This window comes from Xanthomonas bonasiae (assembly GCF_017163705.1).
Classification (GTDB): domain Bacteria; phylum Pseudomonadota; class Gammaproteobacteria; order Xanthomonadales; family Xanthomonadaceae; genus Xanthomonas_A; species Xanthomonas_A bonasiae.
In genome coordinates this window covers 56,352-79,697 of the sequence record NZ_JAFIWB010000022.1, presented here as the reverse complement: position 1 = coordinate 79,697, position 23,346 = coordinate 56,352, and the positions used below count along the sequence as shown (strand labels likewise).

Here is a 23,346-nt window from a genome sequence, read left to right as displayed (position 1 = left end):
TCTGCGTGCGGTGGCGTGCCTGCCGCGCGCGGCGATGGCGCCGCCGCGGCAGGTGCGGATCAGCGCCGCTCCAGCGCCTGCAGGTAGCGCTGCCGCCACACGCCGATGTCGTTCTTGCGCAGGTGCTCCATCATGGTCTGCCAGCGTTCGATGCGCTTGGCCTTGGGCAGCGAGGCGGCGGTGGCGATCGCATCGGCGACGCCGTCCAGGTCGTGCGGATTGACCAGCAGCGCTTCCTTCAGTTCGTCGGCGGCGCCGGCCAGCAGCGACAGCACCAGCACGCCCGGATTCTCCGGATCCTGCGCGGCCACGTATTCCTTGGCCACCAGGTTCATGCCGTCGCGCAGCGGCGTCACCAGGCCGACCTGCGCGGCGCGGTAGAAGCCGGTCAACGTGGCGTGGGTGAAGTTGCGGTTGACGTAGCGCAGCGGGGTCCAGTCCGGCTCGGCGTGGCCGCCGTTGATGTGTCCGGCGATCTGTTCGAGCTGGTTGCGCAGTTGTTTGTACTCGGTGACGTCGCCGCGCGAGACCGGCGCGATCTGCAGATAGGTGAGGCTGCCGCGCTGGTCCGGATGCCGCTCCAGGTAGCGCTCGAAACCGAGGAAGCGTTCGGGCAGGCCCTTGGAGTAGTCCAGCCGGTCCACGCCGATCGCCAGCTGGCGGTCGCGCAGGCTGCTGCGCAGGTCGCGCACCGCCGGCTTGGTCACCGCCGCGCGCGCCTGCTGCGCGATCAGTTCGGTGTCGATGCCGATCGGGAATTTCTCGGCGCGGAAGCGGCGCCCGCCGGGCGCTTCCAGCACGCCGTCCTTGATCACCTTGCCGCCGCCGAACAGGCGCACGTAGGCCTGGAAGCGGTCCACGTCGCGCTGGGTCTGGAAGCCGACCAGGTCGTAGGCGTAGAAGCCGGAGAACAGCCGCGCATGATCGGGCAGGGCCTGGATCAGGTCGGCCGAGGGGAACGGCACGTGCAGGAAGAAGCCGATGCGGCAGCCGATGCCGCGCTCGCGCAGCAGCGAGGCCAGCGGGATCAGGTGGTAGTCGTGGATCCACACCGTGTCGTCTTCGCGCAGCAGCGGCGCCAGCTTCTCGGCGAACATCGCGTTGACCCGGCGGTAGCCCTCGCGGGTGGCGCGGTCGTAGTCGACCAGGTCCAGGCGGAAGTGCAGCAGCGGCCACAGCGTGCGGTTGGCGAAGCCGTTGTAGTACGCGTCCAGGTCGGCGCGGTTGAGGTCCATGGTGACGAAGCGGATGTCGCCCTGGGTCTGCTCGTGCATCGCGCCGCTGTCGCCGCGCACGGTCTTGCCGCTCCAGCCGAACCACACCCCGCCGCGTTCCTTCAACGCGGCGAGCAAGCCCACCGCCAGGCCGCCGGCGCGGTTCTCGCCGGGCAAGGCCACGCGGTTGGATACCACTACGAGTCTGCTCATGAAGCCTCCTGCCAGCTGCGCGACAAGCGCATCGCGGCGATGATCAACCCCACATGCGAATAGGTCTGCGGGAAATTGCCCCAGGCCTCGCCGTTGTCGAAGGCTAGATCCTCCGACAGCAAGCCCAGGTGATTGCGGCGCGCGAGGATGCGCTCGAACAGTTCGCGCGCTTCGTCCTTGCGCCCGATCGCGGCGAGCGCGTCGATGTACCAGAACGTACAGATGGTGAAGCTGGTTTCCGGCGCGCCGAAATCGTCCGGCGCCACGTAGCGGTACAGCGCGTCGCCGTGCTTGAGGTCGCGGCCGATCGCCTCGACCGTGGCGACGAAGCGCGCATCGTCCGGGGCGATGAAGCCGATGTCGGCCAGCAACAGCAGCGAGGCGTCCAGGCGATGGCCGTTGAAGGTGTCGGTGAAGTGGCCGCGCTCGGCGCTCCAGGCGTCGGCCAGCACCCGCGCGTGGATGGTGTCGGCGCGTTCGCGCCAGTACGCCACGCGTGCGTCCAGGCCCAGCCGCGCGGCGATCTTGGCCAGGCGGTCGCAGGCGGCCCAGCACATCGCGCTGGTGTAGGTGTGGACCTCGGCGCGGCCGCGGAATTCCCACAGCCCGGCGTCGGGCACGTCGTGCAGCGCGAACGCGTGCTCGCCCAGCGGCTCCAGGCGCAGGAAGGTGTCCTTGTCGCCGGGATCCTTCAGGCGCAGGTCGAAGAACAGTTGCGTGGAGGCGAGCACCACGCTGCCGTACACGTCGTGCTGTTTCTGGATCCAGGCCAGGTTGCCGCGCCGCACCGGACCCATGCCGCGGTAGCCGGCCAGCGATGGGACTTCGTGTTCTTCCAGCGCCGCCTCGAAGCCGATGCCGTACAGCGGCTGCAGGCTGCCGTCTGTGGTGGCGATGTTGAAGATGTAGCCGAGGAACTGCTCCATGGTGCGGGTGGCGCCGAGCCGGTTCAGCGCGCGCACCACGAACGCGGCGTCGCGCAGCCAGCAATAGCGGTAATCCCAGTTGCGCGGGGTGTCCGGCGCTTCGGGGATGGAGGTGGTCATCGCCGCGATGATCGCGCCGCTGTCCTCGTACTGGCATAGCTTCAGGGTGATCGCGCTGCGGATCACCGCGTCCTGCCAGTCCAGCGGCACCGACAGGTAGCGCACCCACTCGCGCCAGTATTCCTCGGTGCGTTCCTGCGCTTCCTGGATGTAGCCGGTCAGCGAGCGGGTCAGCGATTCGTCCACGCCGAGCATCAGGTTGACCGGGTGGCTGAGCACGAACGGCAGCTCGTCGCGGATGAAGCGCACCGGCACGTCGGTGGTCAGTCGCAGGGTGAAATCGGGCAGCAGCCAGCGCACGTGGTTGCTGCCCCAGGTGCTTTCCGGCTTGCGCGCGCCCCAGTCGGCCAGCGGCCGCGCCAGCACGCGGATGCGCGGGTTGCCGGACAGCGGCCGCACCTGGCGGATGATGCTGACCGGGCGGTAGAAGCGGCCGTTGTTGCGCCAGCGCGGCGCGAAGTCGATCACTTCCACCGCGCCGCCGTGCGCGTCGCGCAGCACGGTGCGCAGGATCGCGGTGTTGGCCAGGTAGTGCTGCTCGCTGTCGGCGAAATCTTCCAGCTCAATGCTGAAATCGCCGCCGTCATGGTCGCGCGGCGACAGCAGTGCGCAGAACGCCGGGTCGCCGTCGAATGCCGGCAGGCAGCTCCACACCACGCGGGCCTGCTTGTCGACCAGCGCGCCGAAACTGCCGTTGCCGATCACGCCGAGGTCGAGGTTGGGAGAACTCATGGAGGAAGCAGATCCTTGTGCGCGGTCGGGGAGGGGGCGAAGCGGGGCATTGCCGCTGGGCGCGGTGCTCATGCAGCGTTGTCGCGCAACCAGGCGTGTACGCCGCGCGGATCGGGCAAGGCGTACGTCGCCGCGCTGTGTTCGCGCGTACCGACCAGCACGCTCCAGCCGCCGGCGGCATTGGCCGCGGCGAAGCCGAACTCGTCGGTGAGGTCGTCGCCGACGAACACCGGGCGGCGGCCCTGGAACGGCGGCTGCTGCAGCAGCGCGGTCAGCGCCAGGCCTTTGTCGCTGCCCTCGGGCACGAACTCGACCACGTGGTCGCCGGGCTGCAGGCGGTAGCCGGGCAGCGCATCGATCTGCGCATGGGCGAAGGCCAGGACCTGCGGACCGGCCTCCGGCGCGGCGCGCCAGTGCAGCGCCAGGCTGGCGCCCTTGTCTTCGACCAGCACGCCGGGATGCGCCTGGCGCAGGTGCGCGGCGCGTTGGTGCAAGCCGTGCAGCCATTGCGAAGTGTCGGCGGGCATCGCCGCGCGGGCATTGATGTCGCTGCGCAGTTCGTGGCCGTGCAGGCCGGCGGCCGGCAGGCGCAGCGGCGCGAACAGCGCGTCCAGCTGCGCCAGCGGGCGGCCGCTGACCAGCGCCAGCGCACCGTGCAGGCGGTCGCTGATGCGGCCGATCGCCTCGCGCACCTCGGGCAGCAGGTGCACGCCGTCGGGGCGATCGGCGAATTCGATGAGGGTGCCGTCCACGTCCAGGAACAATGCGCAGGCATCGTCCAGGCGCGGCGGCGGCGGTCGGAGGGGGAGCGCGTCTGCCATGCGTTCATGATGAACGAGACAGCGTTAGGGCCAAGTGGAGTGGCCGGGATTAGGGAGTGGGGATTCGGGATTGGCAAAAGCCATGCAGGGACCCGCTGTTGCGAATCCCCAATCCCAAATCCCCAATCCCGCACCTTCGTCAGAAGGTGTACCGCACGCGCCCGTAGTAATAAGCGCCATTGCTGCCGATCGGCGACAGTACGTCGTAGGGCAGGTTGCCGAAGTAGTAGATGTCGGTGTTGGAGCGGTCGGAGTAGTTGTCGGTGAGGTTCTGCCCGCCCAGCGCCACGCTCCACTGCGGGGTGATGCGGTACTCGACCTCGGCGTCGAGCTGCCACTCGGCGCCGTAGGTCTGCCGCGGCACGTAGCCGTCGCCGAAGTCGAACACGCGGGTGGCGCTGCCGTAGCGGCTGACCCGGGTCTGCAGCGCCCAGCGGTCGTTGCTCCAGTTCACCGCGAACTGGGCGCGGGTGCGCGGCGCGGCGTCGGTCAGGGTGTTGCTCTCCTCCACGCCGAACAGCACGTAGTCCGGGTTCAGCGCCAGCAGCTGCGGCGGCGTGGCGACCAGGTTCTTCAGTTCGGTCTTGGCGTAGCTCCAGGTGCCGGTCAACTGCAGCTGGCCGTCGCCCAGCGCCTGCCGCCAGTTGCTGACCAGTTCCGCGCCGCGGGTGCGGGTGTCGGCGGCGTTGACGAAGAAGCTGGCGCTCTGCAGGCCGGTGACGCCGAAGTTCTGCGCCACGAACGCGGTCAATGCATCGCCGCTGATGTCTTCGGACAGCGCGATGCGGTCGTCGATGTCGATCTGGAACAGGTCCAGCGACAGGTCGAAGTGCGAACCGATGCGGCTGGTGAAGCCGAGGCTGTAGTTGACCGATTTCTCCGGCTTCAGCTCCTTCGCGCCCAGCGCCTGCGCGATCGGGTTGTTGACCGACAGCAGCCGGCCCTGCAGCAGCTGGCCGGCCGCGTCGTAACCGGTGGAGGTGGCTTCGTAGCCGATCTGGCTCAGCGACGGTGCGTGGAAGTTGTTGGAGATCGCGCCGCGCAGCGCGAACGCCGGCACGAACTCGTAGCGCGCGGCCAGCTTGCCGGTCAGTTCGCCGCCGAAATCCTGGTAGTGCTCGTAGCGCGCGGCCAGGTCGGTGGAGAACTTGTCGCCGAACTGGCTGGACACGCTGGCGTAGGCGCTGGCGACGTTGCGCGACAGGTCGGCCGCGTCCTGCGGGGTCAGCCCGCCGCCGGCCTGGGCGCCGGTGGGGCGGTCGGTGTAAGCGCCGGCAGCGTAGCTGGCCGGGTCGCCGGGACGGGTACGGTAATGCTCGCGGCGAAATTCCACGCCGCTGCCGACGGTGTGTGTGGCGCCGGCGGCGTCGAAGCTGCGGCTCAGGTCGAGGTTGGCCACGCTCTGCTCGAAGGCGTAGTCGCCGGTCTTGAAGCGGGTCGGGCTGCCCGGGCCGAGCGAGGCGTTGAGCGAGTTCTTCAGCCGGTAGGTGAAGTCGTTGCGGCCGTAGTCGACACTGGCGTCGTAGGCCCACTCGCCCCATTGCCCGCGCGCGCCGGCCACGCTCTGGATGTCGCGGTTCTCGCCCAGCGACACCGGGCGGTAGCCGTTCGGGTAGACCTCGGTCCAGTTGGCGTCGCTGTCGGGATAGCGGAAATAGTTGGCGCCCTGCGTGTCGCGCTGGTTGTAGGTGCCGAAGAAATAGAACTCGCTGGTCTGGCCGAACGGCAGCTTGCCGTTGATCCAGGCATTGAGGTCCTTGCTGGCGCCGTCGCCGAGCACGTAGTTGCGCTTGCCGGCCAGGGCCAGGTTGGCCGGGGTCTGCGCCTCGAACGGCGGGATCTGGTCGTAGCCGGCGCGGTTGGTGCCCTCGCGGTTCTTCAGTTCCAGGCCGACCTTGAAGAAGCCGCCGTCGTCGCCCAGGCGGGTGCCGACCTTGGCGCTGGCGTAGCTGGTCTGGCCGTCGGTGACGGTGCGGTCGATCGGCTTCACGTCGGTGTGGTTGGCGCCGAAGCTGGCTTCCAGCGCGCCGCTGTCCGGATCGTCGTCGAGGATCACATTGATCACCCCGGCCACCGCGTCCGAGCCGTACTGCGCGCCGGCGCCGTCGCGCAGCACTTCGATGCGCTTGATCGCGCTGATCGGGATCGAGTTGAAGTCCACCGGGGTGGTGCCCTTGCCGATCTTGCTGTCGGTGTTGACCAGCGCCGAGGTGTGGCGGCGCTTGCCGTTGACCAGCACCAGCACCTGGTCGGGCGAGAGCCCGCGCAGCTGCGCGGCGCGGATGTGGTCGGCGCCGCCGGAGTTGGACTGGCGCGGGAAGTTGAACGAGGGCAGCAGGGCCTGCAGCGCGCTGCCGAGTTCGCCGTTTACCACGCCGGCCTTGCGGATGTCCTCGGCGCTGAGCACGTCCACCGGCGCGGTGGACTCGAGCACGGTGCGGCCGCTGGCGCGGGTACCGGTGACGATCACCGTGTCCAGGTTGGTCGCGGTGCCGGGATCGGCCTGCTGGGCCAGGGCGGGGGCCGACAGGGCCAGGGCGATGGCCAGGCTCAGCGGGCGGGCGAACGGATACGACATGGGGGCTCTCTCCTGCGGTGACGCAAAGACCGCTGCGGCGGTGGTCCGTGCCGCGCAGGCGGAATACAATTCGGGTACATCCATCCGGATGAAGCGATATATTATCTTATCGTTAACGCGGCGGCGAGCCGTCCGTTCCACCGCGTTCGGCATGAGCTGATGCCCGGCGGTTATCGGGCGCGCGCCGCCACGGTCGCCTACCATCGCGTCCTTCCGTTCCGCTTCCGAGACCTGCCGATGCTGTTGCGTGCCCCCTTGCTTGCCGTGTTCCTGGCCCTGACCGCCTGCGCCAGCGTCGCGCCGTCCGCTTCCACCGCGCCGGCCAAGGTCGGCGCCGCCATGCAGGGCGATGCCGCGCGGCCGGCGCAGGCCAGCGGCTGGGTGCGCAGCGAGCTGTACTTCGGGGTCGGCGAGGAAAGCGGCCCGGCCGATCGTCCGCAGGCCGAGCCGATCAGCGAGGCGCAATGGCGCGCGTTCCTGGACAAGCAGGTCACGCCGCGCTTCCCCGACGGCCTGACCGTGTTCGATGCCTACGGGCAGTGGCTGTTCCGCGGCGCCAAGGAGCCGAACCGGCTCAACACCAAGGTGCTGGTGATCCTGCACGAGGACACCCCGCAGCGCCGCGCCGACATCGAGGCGATCCGGCTGGCGTGGAAGCAGGCGACCGGGCACCAGTCGGTGCTGTGGTCGCGGCAGCCGGTGGAGGTGTCGTTTTGAAGCCGGGATTCGGGAGTGGGGAGTGGGGATTCGGAAGGGCGGGGCGGTGACGTTTTCGATCCGCCAGGACGATCTGTCCGGTGAGGCGGTGCGTGCGTTGCTCGCGTACCACCTGCAGCAGATGCATGCGCAGTCGCCGCCGGGCAGCGTGTATGCGCTGGACCTGTCAGGACTGCAGCGCGCCGACGTGACCGTATGGAGTGTGTGGCGCGGCGACGCGCTGGCCGCGGTCGGTGCGCTGCGTGTGCTCGACGATGGCGGCGGCGAACTGAAGTCGATGCGCACCCATCCGCACTTCCTGCGCCAGGGCGCGGCCGCGGCGCTGCTCGAGCACATCGTCGCCGCCGCACGCGCCGCCGGCCTGCAGCGGCTGAGCCTGGAGACCGGCAGCGGCGCGGCCTTCGACGCGGCGCTGGGCCTGTACCGGCGACGCGGTTTCCGCAATGGACCGGCGTTCGCCGACTACGTGCCGAGCGCGTTCAACCAGTTCCTGCATCTGGATCTGTAGCCGCGGCGCGGAGGCGCAAGCCGGGATGCTGCATCCCTGCTCGCGCGCCAATCCGCAGGCGCCGCTTCCATTACCATCCATCGACCCCCAACGCAGCCACCGCCCGCATGCCCAGCACCGCTCCTGTTTCGTCGCGCCCGCGCTGGTTCGTCGCCGGCGATCTCAACGGTTTCTTCGGCCTGGTGGTCGACAACCTGTCGATCCTCGGCTTCATCACCCTGGCCCTGGTCGGGCTGTTCCAGTTCCCGGCCGAGGTGATCTATACGCGGATGATTCCCGGCACCGCGTTCGGCGTGCTGATCGGCAACCTGCTGTACACCTGGATGGCGCGCCGGCTGGCCGCGCGCAGCGGGCGCAGCGACGTCACCGCGATGCCGCTGGGCCTGGACGCGCCGACCAGCATCGGCATGGCGCTGCTGGTGCTCGGCCCGGCGTTCGTGCGCTACAAGCAGCAGGGCCTGGACCCGCAGGCCGCGGCGCTCGCCACCTGGCACCTGGGCATGGCCGCGCTGGTGGTGATGGGCCTGCTGAAGACCGTGCTGTCGTTCTTCGGCGATGCGGTCACCCGCGCGCTGCCGCGGGCCGCGCTGCTCGGCTCGATCGCCGGCATCGCGCTGGTGCTGATGGGCTTCCTGCCGCTGCTGGAAACGCTGCGCGCCCCGCTGGTCGGGCTGGTGGTGCTGGGCCTGCTGCTGTACGTGCTGATCGCCAAGGGCCGGCTGCCGTACGGCCTGCCGGGCGTGCCGCTGGCGCTGGTGCTGGGCACCGGCCTGTACTACTGGTCGAACGCGGCCGGTTTCGGCATTCCCGGCTACCAGGCGCCGCAGTGGGTGGCGCCGCAGCTGGTGCTGCCGTGGCCGAGCCTGGGCTTCGTCGCCGGCCTGGCCGACACCGTGCCGCTGCTGCCGCTGCTGCTGCCGTTCGGCCTGCTGATGGTGGTCGGCGGCATCAACGTCAGCGAGAGCGCACGCGCCGCCGGCGACGACTACCGCACCCGCGACATCCTGCTGGTCGAGGCCTGCTCGACCCTGGTCGCCGGCGTCTGCGGCGGCGTCGCCCAGACCACGCCCTACATCGGCCAGCCGGCCTACAAGCACATGGGCGCGCGCAGCGGCTACACGCTGCTGACCGGGCTGTTCATCGGCCTGGGCGGCATGCTCGGGCTGGTCGCCGGGCTGGTGCAGTGGCTGCCGCTGGCGGTGCTGGCGCCGATCATCGTGTACGTGGCCATCGACATCACCACCCAGGCGTTCCAGGCCACGCCCAAGCGCCACGCCGGGGCGATGGTGCTGGGCTTCCTGCCGTCGGTGGCCTACCTGCTGGCGATCAAGGCGCCGGGCTGGATCCCGGCGGACAAGCTGGCCGCGCTGACCACCACGCTGGACGGCCACGGGTTGCCGGAGCTGGCGGTGATCTTCACCCTGGGCAACGGCTTCATCATCACCGCGATGCTGTGGACCGCGGCGGTGGCGGCGATGGTCGATGGGCGCCTGCGCCGCGCCGCCGTGTTCCTGCTGGTGGCGGCCGCGCTGACCCTGTTCGGGCTGATCCATTCGGTGGATCCGCGCGGCGGCATCTACCTGCCATGGACGCTGAGCGGCCTGCCCAAGCTGATCGCCTGGCAATTCGCCGGCGGCTACGTGGCGCTGGCCGCGCTGCTCGGCCTGCTGTCGCTGCAGAAGCCGCGTGCGGTGCTGGTGGACTGAGCGCCTGCGCCGGCCGCTCGCTGGAGAATGCGATGACGATGACAGGCGCCGCCGTGCGCGCGGGTTTGCTGCTGTCGTGCCTGGCCTGGATGCCGAGCGCTGCGGCGGTGTCGTTCGACTGCGCCAAGGCGTCCAGCGCGGTCGAGCGCCTGTTGTGCACGGACAAGCGATTGGATGCCGCCGACGAATCGCTGGCCCGGCGCTATGTGGCGCTCGTGGCGGTGGTGCCGGCCGCGCAGCGGCAAGGCGTGCGCAGTGCGCAGCAGGCTTGGTTGGCGCAGCGCAATGGCTGTCTGGCCCAGTCGGATCCGGGCGCCTGCCTGAAGCAGCGGATCGAGGCGCGGATACGCACGTTGGACAGCCAGTTCGCGCCGCAGGCGGCGCGCTTCGATCGCATCGTCGCCGGGATTCCCGCTGCGCCGGCCGCGGCAGCCGTGCAATTGCGCGCCTACGACGGCGGGCTGGCCTCGGCCTGGCTGGTGTATCTGCACCGCTTCGTGCCGGCGGCGGGGGTTGGTGCGGCGGAAGCTCGGGCGCGATTCGCCGATGCCAGCGCCGCCTTGCGCCAGCAGGATCCGGTGGCGGCCGGGATGCTCGACGCTGCCGAGCCGGCCGACCGCCAGGCCGCGCAAGCGCGCGATCTGACCCTGCTGCGGCTGTGGATCGAACGCAGCGGCTACAGCGTGGACGCCACCACGCGTCCCGACACGCGGCCATACATGCATTGTTTCGTGTTCGCGCAGCAGGGCAAGGCCGCTTACGAGGCGATGGGGCCGTTGTACGGGTCCAGCCGCGATCTCGACGCACCGATCTGCGCACCGCAGCCGGGCCTGTTCGACCAGCCGGCGTGGAAGCAGCTGTACAAGGCGTTTGCCAGTCTGATCGACAAGGCCTCCGACGATGCCGGCACGATGCGCTACGCGGATTTCGCAGGATGGCGCGTGCTCTCGCTGCAGGCCACGCAGTCGCCACGGCTGTTTCTGCAGCGGCCGCAAGACGCAGCACCCAGGCGCGATCCGGCAGCGGCGATCGCCGGCTGGCGCGATGCGGCGCTGTGGCCTGAAGCGGATCGCAAGGCAGCGTTGAACGCCTTGCAGCCGGCGCGCGCGACGACGGCGCGCTGGCTGATCGAACACAAGGCGATGCCGGCGGCGCAGGCCGAGCAGGTTGCCGCCGCCATCGTCGCCGACTGGGTCGGTGCGCGCATCGCCTTCGGCGAAGGGACCACTGGCTAGCGTCGCGCGTCCCGCGTGCGGCGGCGCCGCGCGCCGAGGCTGAACGCTGGCCGTCCCGCGGTGGAACCGGCGGCGAGCGCAGTGGTCACACCTGCCACTGTTCAACGGAGAACCGGACACCATGCAGCCACGTCATTCGCCCTGGCCCTGGATCCTGGTCGCTGTGCTGGTGGCCGCTGCCGCGGCGTGGCTGTTCCGCGACAACCTGAGCGCGCTGTTGCGTGGCGCAACGCCTGCGCCTGCTGCGGTGGCGCCGCCCGCTGCGCCGAGCGCGGCGCCGTCCGCGCCCGTGGCCACACCGCCAGCGCCGCCGCCGATCCAGCATCCGATCGATCCCGCCGCCGCCGCCGATGCGGCGATCCCGGCGCTGGCCGACAGCGACGCGGCGGCGTGGGCCGAACTGGTGACGCTGGCCGGCAGCGACGCGCCGCTGGCGCTGTTGATCCGCGACCATCTGATCCAGCGCGCGGTGACGATGATCGACAACCTGCCGCAGCGCCGCGTCGCCGCGCGCACCCTGGTCTTGAAGCCGGTGCCTGGGCAACTGCAGGTCGCCACCGATGCGGCCGGCGCCAGCGTGATCGACGCGGCCAACGCGCAACGCTACGCCCCGTACGTGCAGGCCTTCACCCAGGCCGATGCCGGCGCGATGGTGGCCGCGTACCGGCGCTTCTATCCCTTGTTCCAGCAGGCGTATGTGGAGCTGGGCTATCCCAAGGGCTATTTCAACGACCGCCTGGTGCAGGTGATCGACCATCTGCTGCAGGCGCCGGTGCCGACAGCGCCGCCGGCGGTGATCGCCGATGCGCGCACCGGCAAGTACCGCTTCGTCGATCCGGCGCTGGAATCGCTGTCGGTCGGGCAGAAGGCGCTGCTGCGCCTGGGGCCGACGCAGGCCGAGGCCGTGCGCAAGCAACTGCAGGCGATCCGTACGGCGTTGGTGCGGACCTGAGGGCTGTTGGCTTGATAGGCACGCGCCTTACCGGTGGCAACATGGAACCGCAGCGACGACGCGGCTGACATGCGCGCACCAGCGGGTACCCCCAGGCCCCATGTAGGAGCGGCTTCAGCCGCGACGAACGAAGACACGGACCGCATGCCTTCGACCAAGTGTCGGTGCCGAAGGCCTGCACGCATCACGCATCAGCCATCCAGCTCCGGATAGCGCCGGAAAATCCCGTTGTCGTTGAACGGCAGGCGCCGCTCCGACGCCAGATACGCGGCGATGGCGGGACGGTCGGACACCCGCTGCTGCAGGGCGCGCAGTTGCGGCAGCTTCGGCGAAAGCTTCTTCATCGCGCCGGGGAACGCGTAGTCCAGTCCGCTCATCAGCTGGAACAGCGACAGGTCCACGTAGGAGTGCTCGCGCAATGCGTGGCGACCGCCGCCCTGGCTCATGACCTGCTCGAAATAGCCGAGGAACTTGGGCAGGCGCTGCGTGCGCAGGTCCTCGGCGCGGCGCCGCGCCTCCGGCTTCTGGTCTTCGTAGTACAGCGCGCTGCCGATGGGGTGGTGGCTGTCGTGGATCTCGGTCACCAGGTCGGCGATGGTCAGCTGCAGTTGCAGCGCCTGCATGCGCCGCGACTCGCTGTCCGGCACCAGTCCCAGCGAAGGGCCCAGGTAGTGCAGGATGTTGGCGACCTGCGCGATCACCAGCCGCCCGGCCTTGAGGAACGGCGGGGCGAACGGCCGCGCGCCCGGCTGCTCGCCGTCGAGAAAGGGCTGCAGGACCGCGTCGCCTTCCTCGCGGGCGACGTCGCGGTAGGCCGCGCCGGCATCCTCCAGCGCCAGTCGCACGAACTCGCCGCGGCCCTGGATGCCGGTCCAGTAGTAGAGGTCGTAGTGCATTGCGGCTCCTGTGCGGGAAGGTTCGGAAGCGCGAGGGTAGGGGCTGTAGCGGTAGCGGCGTGTGACCGTGCGGCGACCGGCGCAGGGAACCGTGCGCTGGCGAAGGCGCCCTGCCGGGCCGCGGCCCGGCAGGGCGCACGCGCGCATCGCGGCCGTCACGGTGCCTGGCGTGCAGCCCTCGCCAGGCGCTCCGCCAGGCGGCGCGGACGTATACAGACCGCGCCGCGGCCTTGAAACATGCCGCGCCAACCGCATTTGACTAGCATGCCGGTGCGGCCGGCCCCCCTTTCAGAGGAACTTCCCGATGCGGATGGACAAGCTCACGTCGCGTTTCCAGCAGGCGCTGGCCGACGCCCAGTCGCTGGCCGTGGGCCGCGACCACACCATCGTCGAGCCGGTGCACGTGTTCACCGCGCTGCTCGACCAGTCCGGCGGCAGCACCCGGCCGCTGCTGGCGCAGGCCGGGGTCAACGTGCCGGTGCTGCGCGAGCGGCTGGGCGAGGCGCTGGACAAGCTGCCCAAGGTCAGCGGCCAGCCCGGCAACCTGTCGATCGGCAACGACCTGAGCCGGCTCCTCAACCAGACCGACAAGCTGGCGCAGCAGCACAACGACCAGTTCATCGCCAGCGAGTGGTTCGTGCTGGCCGCGGCCGACGATGCCGGCGCGCTGGGCCTGGCGCTGCGCGCCGCCGGCGCCGACAAGAAGAAGCTCGAAGCGGCCATCGACAAGCTGCGCGGCGGCGAGACGGTGCAGTCGGAAAGCGCCGAGGACCAGCGCCAGGCGCTGGAGAAGTACACCATCGACCTCACCGCGCGCGCCGAGAGCGGCAAGCTGGATCCGGTGATCGGCCGCGACGAGGAAATCCGCCGCACCATCCAGGTGTTGCAGCGGCGCACCAAGAACAACCCGGTACTGATCGGCGAACCCGGCGTCGGCAAGACCGCCATCGTCGAGGGCCTGGCCCAGCGCATCGTCAACGGCGAAGTGCCGGAAGGCCTGCGCGGCCGCCGCGTGCTGTCGCTGGACATGGGCGCGCTGATCGCCGGCGCCAAGTTCCGCGGCGAGTTCGAGGAGCGGCTGAAGGGCGTGCTCAACGACCTGTCCAAGACCGAAGGCCAGGTCATCCTGTTCATCGACGAACTGCACACCATGGTCGGCGCCGGCAAGGCCGACGGCGCGATGGATGCGGGCAACATGCTCAAGCCGGCGCTGGCGCGCGGCGAGCTGCACTGCATCGGCGCCACCACGCTGGACGAGTACCGCAAGTACATCGAGAAGGACGCGGCGCTGGAGCGTCGCTTCCAGAAGGTGTTCGTCGGCGAGCCGACGGTCGAGGACACCATCGCGATCCTGCGCGGGCTGAAGGAGCGCTACGCGGTGCACCACGGCGTGGAGATCACCGACCCGGCGATCGTCGCCGCGGCCACGCTGTCCAACCGCTACATTGCCGACCGCCAGCTGCCGGACAAGGCGATCGACCTGATGGACGAGGCCGCCAGCCGCATCCGCATGGAGATCGACTCCAAGCCCGAGGAACTGGACCGCCTGGAGCGGCGGCTGATCCAGCTCAAGATCCAGCGCGAAATGCTGAAGAAGGAAAAGGACGAGGCCTCGCGGCAGCGCCTGGCCGACCTGGAAAGCGACATCGACAAGCTCGAGCGCGAGTTCTCCGACCTCGACGAGGTGTGGCGTTCGGAGAAGGCCACCTTGCAGGGCGCGACCCGGATCAAGGAGCAGATCGAGCAGGCGCGGGTCGAGCTGGAAGCGGCGCAGCGCCGGCAGGACTACGCCAAGATGAGCGAGATCCAGTACGGCCTGCTGCCGAACCTGGAGAAGCAGCTGGCCGCGGCCGGCGATGCCGAGCACCACGATTTCAAGCTGGTGCAGGACCGGGTCACCGCCGAGGAGATCGCCGAGGTGGTGTCGCGCTGGACCGGCATTCCGGTCAACCGCATGCTCGAAGGCGAGCGCGACAAGCTGCTGCGAATGGAGGACGAACTGCACCGGCGCGTGGTCGGCCAGGAAGAGGCGATCAAGGTGGTATCCGACGCGGTGCGGCGTTCGCGCGCCGGCCTGTCCGATCCGAACCGGCCCAGCGGCTCGTTCCTGTTCCTGGGTCCGACCGGCGTCGGCAAGACCGAGCTGTGCAAGGCGCTGGCCGAGTTCCTGTTCGACAGCAGCGAGGCGATGATCCGCATCGACATGAGCGAGTTCATGGAGAAGCATTCGGTGGCGCGGCTGATCGGCGCGCCTCCGGGCTACGTCGGCTACGAGGAAGGCGGCTACCTGACCGAGGCGGTGCGGCGCCGGCCGTATTCGCTGATCCTGCTCGACGAGGTGGAGAAGGCGCACAGCGACGTGTTCAACATCCTGCTGCAGGTGCTCGACGACGGCCGCCTCACCGACGGCCAGGGCCGCACCGTGGACTTCCGCAACACCGTCATCGTGATGACCTCGAACCTGGGCTCGCACCAGATCCAGGAACTGAGCGGCGACGGCTCGGCCGAGGCCTACACGCAGATGAAGGCGGCGGTGATGGGCGTGGTGCAGGCGCATTTCCGCCCGGAATTCATCAACCGCCTGGACGACATCGTGGTGTTCCATCCGCTGGACAAGGCGCAGATCAAGTCGATCGCGCGCATCCAGTTGAGCGGCCTGGAGAAGCGCCTGGCCGAGCGCGGGCTGAAGATCGAACTCAGCGACCGCGCGCTGGAACTGCTCGGCAACGTCGGCTTCGATCCGGTGTACGGCGCGCGGCCGCTGAAGCGCGCGATCCAGTCGCAACTGGAAAACCCGCTGGCGCAGCAGATCCTGTCCGGGCAGTTCCTGAGCGGCGACACCATCAACGTCGGCGCCGAAGGCGGGCACCTCACGTTCCAGAAGGCCTGAGGCGCGGCGAAGCGCCGCTCGCGTTCATTGCCCGATCGGTAGACGGCGCCGTTGCAACGGCGCCGGCTTTTTTCCGCCATGCAGTGGCGCGTGGCGCCTATTTCGCCAGGGAAAGAGAGATTTCCGCCACGCATGCCGCCTCGGGGTGGGCGCGTTGTTCCACGAACAGGCCCTGCAACGTGGCCCCGACGGCAAGCTTGTCGCGCCGGAAGCTGGCGCTGACGCCATAGTCCGATTCCGCGAACGCCTGGCTGGGCGGCTCCAGGGAGTAGTACTGCTTGGAGAAACCGGCGGCGGCGAGCCTGTCCGCCAATTGGCCGAGCCGCAGCGGGCACACCCCGTCCATGTCGCGATAGCGGTAACCCTGCTCGCCATCCGCGGATGCCGCGGTATCCGCGTGCGAACTGATGGAGAGCGAGAGCGACGCCTCTTCCGGCGTGTACGTCGCTTCGATCCGTTGCTGGAATGCGGTGCCCGGTGCGTCGACGTAGGCGACGAAGACGCTGCCGACCGTTTGCGGTGGCGAGGGATTCCACGGCTCGGCGCGCGGGGGCGGCAGCATGCCAGGAAGGAAGTCGACCTCGAAGCGGTCGCACAGATGGGCGAACTTCAAGGCCGCCTCGTCGCCGGCGATCACCGCGTCGAGCACGCCGAGATAGCGTTGCGTCAGGATCTTCGCGGAAACGCCGTCGCTGGACGCGCGATCGGCAGCATGCCGCTGCTGCGGCGTAGCGCAATTGCCTGGCTGGCTCCATTGCTCCATGACGTAGGACGGCGACGGCGCAGCCCGCGCGAACACGGGCAGGACCAGGAGCAACAGCGAGAATGGGCGGGCGGCGGCGTGGTTCATCGGGGAGCATCCTGCGTGCAGACCAACCCATGATACGAGGCGACTGCGCACCGCCGCACCGCCGCACCGCCGCGGCCGCTCAGCCGCGCAAGCGCCCGCGTCCGCATGCGCTGACAACCCCGCGGCATGGCCTCATAACCGCAGGTTTGCATTCGCCGCCACGCATGGCGCTATCGTCTCGGCTCCTCTTGCCGAGACCCGCTCATGTCCGACCCGAACTGGAAGCTGGAAACCATCGCCGTGCATGGCGGCTACCGCCCCGATCCGACCACGCGCGCGGTGGCGGTGCCGATCTACCAGACCGTGGCCTATGCCTTCGACGACACTCAGCACGGCGCCGACCTGTTCGACCTGAAGGTGCAGGGCAACATCTACAGCCGCATCATGAATCCCACCACCGATGTGCTCGAGCAGCGCATCGCCGCGCTGGAAGGCGGCATCGGCGCGCTGGCGGTGGCCTCCGGGCAGGCCGCGGTGACCTACGCGATCCAGACCATCGCCGAGGCCGGCGACAACATCGTCTCCTCCAGCGCGCTGTACGGCGGCACCTACAACCTGTTCGCGCACACGCTGCCGCTGTCGGGCATCGAAACCCGCTTCGCCGACTACCGCGATCCGAACGCGTTCGCCGGGCTGATCGACGACCGCACCAAGGCGATCTTCGTCGAGTCGATCGGCAATCCGCGCGGCAACGTCACCGACCTGGAAGCGGTCGCCGCGATCGCGCATGCGCACGGCGTGCCGCTGATCGTCGACAACACGGTGCCCACGCCGTACCTGCTGCGGCCGATCGACTTCGGCGCCGACATCGTGGTGCATTCGCTGACCAAGTACCTGGGCGGGCACGGCACCAGCCTGGGCGGGGCGATCGTGGACTCGGGCAAGTTCCCGTGGGCGGCGCACGCGCAGCGTTTCCGCCGCCTCAACGAACCGGACGTGAGCTACCACGGCGTGGTCTACACCGAGGCGCTGGGCGAGGCCGCCTACATCGGCCGCGCGCGCGTGGTGCCGTTGCGCAACACCGGCGCGGCGCTGTCGCCGTTCAACGCCTTCCAGCTCCTGCAGGGCATCGAGACGCTGCCGCTGCGCATGGACCGGATCAACCAGAACACGCTGGCGGTGGCCAAGCACCTGCAGACCGAGGCCAAGGTGGAATGGGTCAACTACGCCGGCCTGCCCGGGCATCCGGAGCATGCGCTGGCGCAGAAGTACCTGCGCGGGCACGGCTCGGGCGTGCTCACCTTCGGCCTGCGCGGCGGCCGCGCCGCCGGCGCGCGCTTCCTCGACGCGCTGCAGCTGTTCACCCGGCTGGTGAACATCGGCGACGCGAAATCGCTGGCCACCCATCCGGCCTCGACCACGCACCGCCAGCTGTCGGCGCAGGAACTGGAACGCAGCGGGGTCAGCGAGGACACGGTGCGCCTGTCGGTCGGCATCGAACACATCGACGACCTGCTCGCCGACCTGCGGCAGGCGCTGGCGCAGGCCTGACGCGCGCCCCGGCCCGAGCCACGCGCGGCCGCGGCGACCTGGGCGCCGCAGCCAGGACGATCGCCCCCGGCGACAGGCACGCGCGAACGACAGCCAGGCGAAAGGATCGGCCGCCACGCTAAGGCGTGTCGTCCATCCTCGCGCAGGTCGCGCCGGGGTTGGCGTGCTGTCGGCGGGCGGTGCATGGCGTAGCGCCAGACTGGGCGGTCGGGTCGCGCCGCGCGCCGCCCGCTGGCGGCCTGCCAGTTCCACTCCGCAGCTTCGCTGTCGGCGCGATCTGCGCGGGGATGGACGACACGCCCATCTGCCCGGCGGCCGCGCCGGCGTCGTCGTGTCCGCAGGCCAGGAGCCGTCCTCATGTTGTCCATCGCGCATGCCTGGTCTGTCGTCGTCGCCGCGGTGGCCGAGCATGCGGTGGCGCCGCTGCTGGCCGCCTTGCACCTGACCGGACTCAGCGACGACCCGCGCGAGATCGCCGCTTCGTTGCTGATCGCGGCGCTGCAGCTGTGCATCATCGGCGTGCTGTTCCGCCCGCTGGAAAGCCTGTGGCCGGCCGAGCGCTGGGAGCACCGGCGCCTGGCCAGGATCGATTTCCACTACACCTGGCTGATGCTGGTCGGGGTGTTCCCGCTGTTCTCGTTCCTGATCCTGACCCCGCTGGCCAATGCGCTGGGCGGCGCCGACGCGAGCGCTGCGGCGGCGCCGGCATCCGGCCTGCGTCACGCCTGGCCATGGCTGGACCGGCATCCGCTGGCGCTGTTCGCGCTGTACTACCTGGCCTACGACTTCACCTACTACTGGATGCACCGGATCCAGCACTGGCTGCCGTGGTGGTGGGCAATGCACAGCATGCACCACAGCCAGCGCCAGCTCAGTTGCTGGGCCAACGATCGCAGCAACTACCTGGACGGTGCGCTGCAATCGTTCGTACTGGCCGCGGTGGGCGTGGCGTTCGGCATCGCCGCCGACGAGTTCGCCTGGCTGATGCTGCTCGGCGAACTGGTGCAGAACCTGTCGCACGCCAACGTGCGCTTCGGCTTCGGGCCGGTGCTGGACAAGATCCTGGTCGATCCGCGCTTCCACCGCCTGCACCACATGCGCGTGGACCCGCAGCGGCCGAACCTGCACAACTGCAATTTCGGCCAGGTGTTCGCGTTCTGGGACGTGCTGTTCGGCACCGCGTTGTACGGCGAGCCAGTGCGTCCCACCGGGGTCGGCGACCCGATGGTGGATCGCGACAACGAGCTTGGCCTGGTCGCGCTGCAACTGGAGGGGTTGAAGCGGTTCTGGGGCGCGGTGCGTCGGCGTGCCGGATGGCGGCCGGGCGAGGTCGCCTTCAGCGAGGACTACGTGCCGATCCCGGTCGAGCATGTCGCGCTCGATCATGCGGCGGGGCAGATCGACCGCATGGCGTCAGCGGAGCGCGTCGCCGATCCGGCGGCTTAGCATTCTCCGGCCCTGGAAGCCGCCTGCGCGCAGCGCGGCGTCCAGGAACACGTTCGCAGCCTTTGCGGCCGGCCGACTACTGCTTCTTCAGACAGCCGCTCATGAAGGTCTTGCGCGCATCGCCCTGCAGTTTCTGCGTGGCCGCCTTGGCGTTGCAGTCCTTCATCCGTTGCTGCGAGGCGTTGCCCGATGCCGGCGCCGCACTGCTGCCGCTGAGGCAGGCCTTCTGCGCGGCCTTGTAGTCGTCGCCTTTCTTGCCCTTGTTCTGGGCCGAACACTGGGCCATCAGCGACTGCTGCGCGGTCTGCGGCCTGGCCGCAGCGGCGGCCAGCGGCGGCATGGCGCTCAGGCCCAGCAGCAGGCACACGGCGAGGGAGAGGGAACGGGTCATGGCGGTGCTCCGGTCGGTGGTGCGCGCATCCTGCGCCTGCGGGTCTGACCGGACCGTGACACGGTTCACGGGATAGCGGGAGAGAATCGATTCGGCGGCTGGCCGAACTGGCGCTCGAACCGTCGTAGCCGAGTGCGACCGCCGCGTCGATGAGGCGGTCACCCGTTCCGGCCTGCGGCAGATGCGCTGCGATCATTGGCCGCAGCGCCTCGACAGCGCAGATCAATCAAACCTGCGCGAACCCGCCATCCACGAACATTTCGCTGCCGGTGATGAAGCTGCTCTCGTCCGACGCCAGGAACAACGCCGCCGCCGCGACTTCGTCCGCCCGGCCAATGCGCTCCAACGGGATCTGCGCGGTCATGCCGTCGATGATCGCCTCCTGCTGGCCGGTGCTGGACAGCGCCAGATCCAGGCCCGGCGTCGAGATCGGCCCCGGCGAAAGCACGTTGACGCGAATACCGGTGCCTTTCAGGTCCAGCGCCCAGCTCCTGGCGAAATTGCGCAGCGCGGCCTTGGTGGCGCTGTACACGCTGAATGCCGGTGTGCCCATGGTGCCGGTGGTCGAGCCGGTCAGGATCACCGAACCGCCGGCGCGCATCAGCGGCAACGCCTTCTGCACGGTGAACAGCGTGCCTTTGACGTTGATGCCGAAGGTGCGATCGAAGGAGTCTTCGGTGATCGATCCCAGCGGCTGGAAGTCGCCCAGCCCCGCATTGGCGAACAGCACGTCGATGCGGCCCTTGGCGGCTTCGACCTGGGCGAAGACACGGTCCAGATCGTCCAGCTTCGAAATGTCTCCCTGAATGGCGATGGCGTCGGCACCGATCAGGCGCAGTGCCTTGTCCAGTTCTTCCTGCCGGCGTCCCACGATGACGACCTGGGCGCCTTCGGCCGCAAAGCGCACCGCGCTTGCCAGACCGATGCCGCTGTTGCCGCCGGTAACCACTGCAATCTTGCCGTTGAGCCTGCTCATGATGCGCTCCAGAGAATGTCGAGGCGCAACTGTAGATCCGTGCTTTTATTTTGAATAGTATGCACCATCAGGTAAGTACCTTCGGAGCGATCGGATCATGGCCAACACCACTTTCAGTTGCGGTCTCGAGGCCGCCCTGTCCGTGCTCGGCGGCAAGTGGAAGCCGCTGATTCTCTACAATCTGGCGAAGAACGTTCATCGCTATGGCGAATTGCGGCGCGCCATCGGCGGCGTGACCGACAAGGTGCTGATCCAGCAACTCAAGGAGCTGGAGCGCGATCAGGTCGTCGCGCGCATCGACTTCCAGGAGATCCCGCCCAAGGTCGAGTATTCGCTGACCCCTTTCGGGCAATCCCTGGCGACCGCACTGGGAGGGCTGTGCGAGTGGGGCACGGAACACATGCAGACGGTCGAACGTATCAGCGAACGCCGCGCGTCCGCCGCTTCCAGATCCGAATCCGCTGCCTGATCGTGCGCCCCCAGCCTGCAGGTGGCGGTGGCGGTGGCGCGGCAGCGGATGCGGCGCCGCTGCGCTGCCGCCGCCGCGCGCTCGGCGCCGCTAACGGAAGAACTGGCTCGGCGGCTGGCCGAACTGGCGCTTGAACATCGCGGTGAACGCGCTGGGGCTGTCGTAGCCCAGTTCCAGCGCCACGTCGATGATGCGGTCGCCGGCGGCCAGCCGTTCCAGCCCGCGCAGCAGGCGCAGCTGCTGCCGCCATTGGCCGAAGCTCATCTGCAGTTCGCGCCGGCACAGGCGCTGGATGGTCTTGACGTCCACGCCCAGCCGCGCCGCCCAGTCGTGCAGGGTGGTGCCGTCGGCGGGATCGGCATCGAGCGCGGCACCGATGCGCAGCAGGCGCGGATCGTGCGCCTGCGGCAGGTGCAGCGGCAGCGCCGGCAGGGCGTGCAGCTCGTCCAGGATCAGCCGCATCAGGCGTCCGTCGCGCGAGTCGGCGGCGTGGTCCCAGGGCACGCTGGCGGCGCTGCGGATCAGCGCTTCCAGCAGCGGCTCCACCGCCATCACCGTGGGCTGCGCCGGCATGCCGGCGATCGCGCCGGGGCGGATGTACAGGCTGCGCATCCCCAGCGTGCCGACGCAGCGCACGCTGTGCACGGTGCCGGCCGGCATCCATAGCGCGCGGGTGCTCGGCACCACCCAGTGGCCCTGGCCGGAGCGCACCACCATCAGCCCGTGCAGCGCGTAGACCAGCTGGTGGCGCGCATGCCGGTGCGGAGCGATGGCGGTTTCGCTGGGATAGTCGGCGGGCTTGCACACCACGTCGGCGGGCGCGTCGTCGATGCTCCACGCGGCCGGCGCGACGCTGGCGGTCTCCCTGTCCTTTTCTCGACGAGTGGTGGGCATGTTGCGCAGGAAGGTCGAGGCGGGTCAGCCTACCATGCGCGCCGAGCCCCCACTGACCGGTCCGCCATGTCGAGCCTGCGCCCTGCCGCCGCCACCGTCCCTGCCGCCGCCACGCCCCGCCCGGTAGTGGCCGGGGTCCTCGCCGCGATCACTTCCTCGCACCTGATCAACGACATGATGCAGTCGCTGATCCTGGCGCTGTACCCGGTGCTGAAGGGCCAGTTCCAGCTCAGCTTCGCCCAGGTCGGGATGATCACGCTGACCTACCAGCTGACCGCCTCGCTGTTCCAGCCGCTGATCGGCTTGCGCACCGATCGCCGCCCGGCGCCGTACTCGCTGCCGCTGGGCATGACCTCGACCCTGTGCGGCCTGCTGCTGCTGGCGTATGCGCCGAGCTTCGCGATGGTGCTGCTGGCCGCGGCGCTGGTCGGGATCGGCTCGGCGATCTTCCATCCCGAATCCTCGCGCATCGCGCGGCTCGCCTCGGGCGGGCGGCATGGGTTGGCGCAGTCGGTGTTCCAGGTCGGCGGCAACACCGGCACCGCGCTGGGGCCGCTGATCGCCGCGGCGGTGATCGTGCCCAACGGCCGCCACGCCGTGGCCTGGTTCGGCGCCGCGGCGCTGCTCGGCATCGCCCTGCTGTCCTACGTCGGCCGCTGGTACGCGCTGCACCTGCAGGCGGTACGCGCCGCGCCGCGGCCGCTCGCCACGGCGCCGGCATTGCCGCGCAAGACCGTGCTGCGGATCGTGGCGATCCTGCTGCTGCTGATCTTCTCCAAGTATTTCTACATCGCCGGGCTGAGCAGCTACTACACGTTCTATCTGATTCAGCGCTTCGGGGTGTCGGTGCAGAGCGCGCAGCTGCACCTGTTCGCGTTCCTGCTGGCCTCGGCGCTGGGCACGCTGATCGGCGGCCCGGTCGGCGACCGGATCGGGCGCAAGCCGGTGATCTGGGTGTCGATCCTGGGCGTGGCGCCGTTCGCGCTGGCGCTGCCGTACGTGGGGCTGCATGCGGCGACCGCACTGACCGTGCTGATCGGCTTCGTGCTGTCCTCGGCGTTCTCGGCGATCCTGGTGTACGCGCAGGAAATGATGCCAGGCCGCATCGGCACCATCTCCGGGCTGTTCTTCGGCTTCGCCTTCGGCATGGGCGGGTTGGGCGCGGCGGTACTCGGCCTGCTCGCCGACCGCGAGGGCATCGTGTTCGTGTACCAGGCGATGTCCTATCTGCCGCTGCTGGGCATCGTGGCGGCGCTGCTGCCGAGCCGGCGTCCGCTGCCGGCGCAGGCGCACTAGCGCAGCCCGGGGCGGGGCGAGCGGG

General features: G+C 69.6%; 19 protein-coding genes. 10 read left to right on the top strand and 9 right to left on the bottom strand.

Annotation, left to right across the window (positions count from 1 at the left end; all coding sequences use genetic code 11):
• Positions 1-59: 59 nt before the first annotated feature.
• From otsA to JR064_RS16915, 4 genes are all read right to left on the bottom strand, one after another.
• Positions 60-1,427, bottom strand: coding sequence for an alpha,alpha-trehalose-phosphate synthase (UDP-forming) (gene otsA / locus JR064_RS16930; RefSeq protein WP_179566625.1), 1,368 nt, complete (start codon positions 1,425-1,427; stop codon positions 60-62).
• Complete coding sequence (locus tag JR064_RS16925) at positions 1,424-3,205, bottom strand: glycoside hydrolase family 15 protein (protein ID WP_206230515.1); 1,782 nt, start codon at positions 3,203-3,205, stop codon at positions 1,424-1,426. Before JR064_RS16925 ends, otsA begins: the two co-directional genes overlap by 4 nt.
• A gap of 68 nt (positions 3,206-3,273) precedes the next feature.
• A complete protein-coding gene (otsB, locus tag JR064_RS16920; RefSeq protein ID WP_206230514.1) occupies positions 3,274-4,026 on the bottom strand; it encodes a trehalose-phosphatase in 753 nt (250 codons plus the stop codon).
• A 139-nt stretch (positions 4,027-4,165) separates the two neighbouring features.
• Positions 4,166-6,604, bottom strand: a complete 2,439-nt coding sequence (locus tag JR064_RS16915; RefSeq protein ID WP_206230513.1) for a TonB-dependent receptor plug domain-containing protein — start codon at positions 6,602-6,604, stop codon at positions 4,166-4,168.
• Positions 6,605-6,841: 237 nt separating this feature from the next.
• Between JR064_RS16915 and JR064_RS16910 the strand changes: the two genes are divergently transcribed.
• The 5 genes from JR064_RS16910 to JR064_RS16890 all read left to right on the top strand — a co-directional run bounded on the left by JR064_RS16910 (position 6,842) and on the right by JR064_RS16890 (position 11,722).
• Positions 6,842-7,321: a DUF3574 domain-containing protein gene (locus tag JR064_RS16910; RefSeq protein ID WP_179566617.1), complete on the top strand. Its 480-nt coding sequence runs from the start codon at positions 6,842-6,844 to the stop codon at positions 7,319-7,321.
• Between the two features lie 46 nt (positions 7,322-7,367).
• Positions 7,368-7,829, top strand: coding sequence for a GNAT family N-acetyltransferase (locus JR064_RS16905; RefSeq protein WP_338123904.1), 462 nt, complete (start codon positions 7,368-7,370; stop codon positions 7,827-7,829).
• Positions 7,830-7,936: 107 nt separating this feature from the next.
• On the top strand, positions 7,937-9,535 hold the full coding sequence (locus JR064_RS16900) for a hypothetical protein (RefSeq protein WP_206230512.1): 1,599 nt from the start codon (positions 7,937-7,939) through the stop codon (positions 9,533-9,535).
• 32 nt (positions 9,536-9,567) lie between these two features.
• Entirely contained in the window at positions 9,568-10,770 is a 1,203-nt protein-coding gene (locus JR064_RS16895; protein ID WP_241093131.1) for a lysozyme inhibitor LprI family protein, read from the top strand.
• 121 nt (positions 10,771-10,891) lie between these two features.
• Positions 10,892-11,722, top strand: a complete 831-nt coding sequence (locus JR064_RS16890) for a DUF3014 domain-containing protein (protein ID WP_206230511.1) — start codon at positions 10,892-10,894, stop codon at positions 11,720-11,722.
• 191 nt (positions 11,723-11,913) lie between these two features.
• Here JR064_RS16890 and JR064_RS16885 read toward each other — a convergent pair whose 3' ends face one another.
• Entirely contained in the window at positions 11,914-12,618 is a 705-nt protein-coding gene (locus JR064_RS16885; protein WP_206230510.1) for a glutathione S-transferase, read from the bottom strand.
• A 304-nt stretch (positions 12,619-12,922) separates the two neighbouring features.
• On the opposite strand from JR064_RS16885, the gene clpB reads away from it, so the two are divergent.
• On the top strand, positions 12,923-15,508 hold the full coding sequence (clpB, locus tag JR064_RS16880; protein WP_179566610.1) for an ATP-dependent chaperone ClpB: 2,586 nt from the start codon (positions 12,923-12,925) through the stop codon (positions 15,506-15,508).
• 97 nt (positions 15,509-15,605) lie between these two features.
• Here clpB and JR064_RS16875 read toward each other — a convergent pair whose 3' ends face one another.
• Entirely contained in the window at positions 15,606-16,358 is a 753-nt protein-coding gene (locus tag JR064_RS16875; protein WP_206230509.1) for a hypothetical protein, read from the bottom strand.
• Positions 16,359-16,562: 204 nt separating this feature from the next.
• On the opposite strand from JR064_RS16875, the gene JR064_RS16870 reads away from it, so the two are divergent.
• Together JR064_RS16870 and JR064_RS16865 are read left to right on the top strand one after the other, a co-directional pair.
• Positions 16,563-17,849, top strand: a complete 1,287-nt coding sequence (locus JR064_RS16870; protein WP_206230508.1) for an O-acetylhomoserine aminocarboxypropyltransferase/cysteine synthase family protein — start codon at positions 16,563-16,565, stop codon at positions 17,847-17,849.
• Positions 17,850-18,206: 357 nt separating this feature from the next.
• The gene (locus JR064_RS16865) at positions 18,207-19,295 is read left to right on the top strand and encodes a sterol desaturase family protein (RefSeq protein ID WP_206230507.1); all 1,089 of its coding nucleotides are present in this window, start codon (positions 18,207-18,209) and stop codon (positions 19,293-19,295) included.
• A gap of 76 nt (positions 19,296-19,371) precedes the next feature.
• On the opposite strand, the gene JR064_RS16860 is transcribed toward JR064_RS16865, so the two are convergent.
• Together JR064_RS16860 and JR064_RS16855 are read right to left on the bottom strand one after the other, a co-directional pair.
• Positions 19,372-19,686, bottom strand: coding sequence for a PsiF family protein (locus tag JR064_RS16860; RefSeq protein WP_179566602.1), 315 nt, complete (start codon positions 19,684-19,686; stop codon positions 19,372-19,374).
• A 226-nt stretch (positions 19,687-19,912) separates the two neighbouring features.
• Positions 19,913-20,662 carry an SDR family NAD(P)-dependent oxidoreductase gene (locus JR064_RS16855; protein WP_179566600.1) on the bottom strand — a complete coding sequence of 250 codons (750 nt, stop codon included), beginning with the start codon at positions 20,660-20,662 and terminating at the stop codon, positions 19,913-19,915.
• Between the two features lie 97 nt (positions 20,663-20,759).
• Between JR064_RS16855 and JR064_RS16850 the strand changes: the two genes are divergently transcribed.
• Positions 20,760-21,131: a winged helix-turn-helix transcriptional regulator gene (locus JR064_RS16850; RefSeq protein WP_191824362.1), complete on the top strand. Its 372-nt coding sequence runs from the start codon at positions 20,760-20,762 to the stop codon at positions 21,129-21,131.
• A gap of 90 nt (positions 21,132-21,221) precedes the next feature.
• Here JR064_RS16850 and JR064_RS16845 read toward each other — a convergent pair whose 3' ends face one another.
• Positions 21,222-22,025 carry an AraC family transcriptional regulator gene (locus JR064_RS16845; RefSeq protein WP_369915866.1) on the bottom strand — a complete coding sequence of 268 codons (804 nt, stop codon included), beginning with the start codon at positions 22,023-22,025 and terminating at the stop codon, positions 21,222-21,224.
• 66 nt (positions 22,026-22,091) lie between these two features.
• Here JR064_RS16845 and JR064_RS16840 point away from each other — a divergent pair, with 66 nt between their 5' ends.
• Positions 22,092-23,321, top strand: a complete 1,230-nt coding sequence (locus JR064_RS16840) for an MFS transporter (protein ID WP_191824360.1) — start codon at positions 22,092-22,094, stop codon at positions 23,319-23,321.
• Positions 23,322-23,346 lie beyond the last annotated feature (25 nt).

What these genes read in the sequence shown, in the direction of transcription:
- otsA (WP_179566625.1), bottom strand. Translation starts at nt 1,427, where the DNA reads ATGAGCAGACTCGTAGTGGTATCCAACCGCGTGGCCTTGCCCGGCGAG.
- JR064_RS16925 (WP_206230515.1), bottom strand. Translation starts at nt 3,205, where the DNA reads ATGAGTTCTCCCAACCTCGACCTCGGCGTGATCGGCAACGGCAGTTTC.
- otsB (WP_206230514.1), bottom strand. Translation starts at nt 4,026, where the DNA reads ATGGCAGACGCGCTCCCCCTCCGACCGCCGCCGCCGCGCCTGGACGAT.
- JR064_RS16915 (WP_206230513.1), bottom strand. Translation starts at nt 6,604, where the DNA reads ATGTCGTATCCGTTCGCCCGCCCGCTGAGCCTGGCCATCGCCCTGGCC.
- JR064_RS16910 (WP_179566617.1), top strand. Translation starts at nt 6,842, where the DNA reads ATGCTGTTGCGTGCCCCCTTGCTTGCCGTGTTCCTGGCCCTGACCGCC.
- JR064_RS16900 (WP_206230512.1), top strand. Translation starts at nt 7,937, where the DNA reads ATGCCCAGCACCGCTCCTGTTTCGTCGCGCCCGCGCTGGTTCGTCGCC.
- JR064_RS16895 (WP_241093131.1), top strand. Translation starts at nt 9,568, where the DNA reads ATGACGATGACAGGCGCCGCCGTGCGCGCGGGTTTGCTGCTGTCGTGC.
- JR064_RS16890 (WP_206230511.1), top strand. Translation starts at nt 10,892, where the DNA reads ATGCAGCCACGTCATTCGCCCTGGCCCTGGATCCTGGTCGCTGTGCTG.
- JR064_RS16885 (WP_206230510.1), bottom strand. Translation starts at nt 12,618, where the DNA reads ATGCACTACGACCTCTACTACTGGACCGGCATCCAGGGCCGCGGCGAG.
- clpB (WP_179566610.1), top strand. Translation starts at nt 12,923, where the DNA reads ATGCGGATGGACAAGCTCACGTCGCGTTTCCAGCAGGCGCTGGCCGAC.
- JR064_RS16875 (WP_206230509.1), bottom strand. Translation starts at nt 16,358, where the DNA reads ATGAACCACGCCGCCGCCCGCCCATTCTCGCTGTTGCTCCTGGTCCTG.
- JR064_RS16870 (WP_206230508.1), top strand. Translation starts at nt 16,563, where the DNA reads ATGTCCGACCCGAACTGGAAGCTGGAAACCATCGCCGTGCATGGCGGC.
- JR064_RS16865 (WP_206230507.1), top strand. Translation starts at nt 18,207, where the DNA reads ATGTTGTCCATCGCGCATGCCTGGTCTGTCGTCGTCGCCGCGGTGGCC.
- JR064_RS16860 (WP_179566602.1), bottom strand. Translation starts at nt 19,686, where the DNA reads ATGACCCGTTCCCTCTCCCTCGCCGTGTGCCTGCTGCTGGGCCTGAGC.
- JR064_RS16855 (WP_179566600.1), bottom strand. Translation starts at nt 20,662, where the DNA reads ATGAGCAGGCTCAACGGCAAGATTGCAGTGGTTACCGGCGGCAACAGC.
- JR064_RS16850 (WP_191824362.1), top strand. Translation starts at nt 20,760, where the DNA reads ATGGCCAACACCACTTTCAGTTGCGGTCTCGAGGCCGCCCTGTCCGTG.
- JR064_RS16845 (WP_369915866.1), bottom strand. Translation starts at nt 22,025, where the DNA reads ATGCCCACCACTCGTCGAGAAAAGGACAGGGAGACCGCCAGCGTCGCG.
- JR064_RS16840 (WP_191824360.1), top strand. Translation starts at nt 22,092, where the DNA reads ATGTCGAGCCTGCGCCCTGCCGCCGCCACCGTCCCTGCCGCCGCCACG.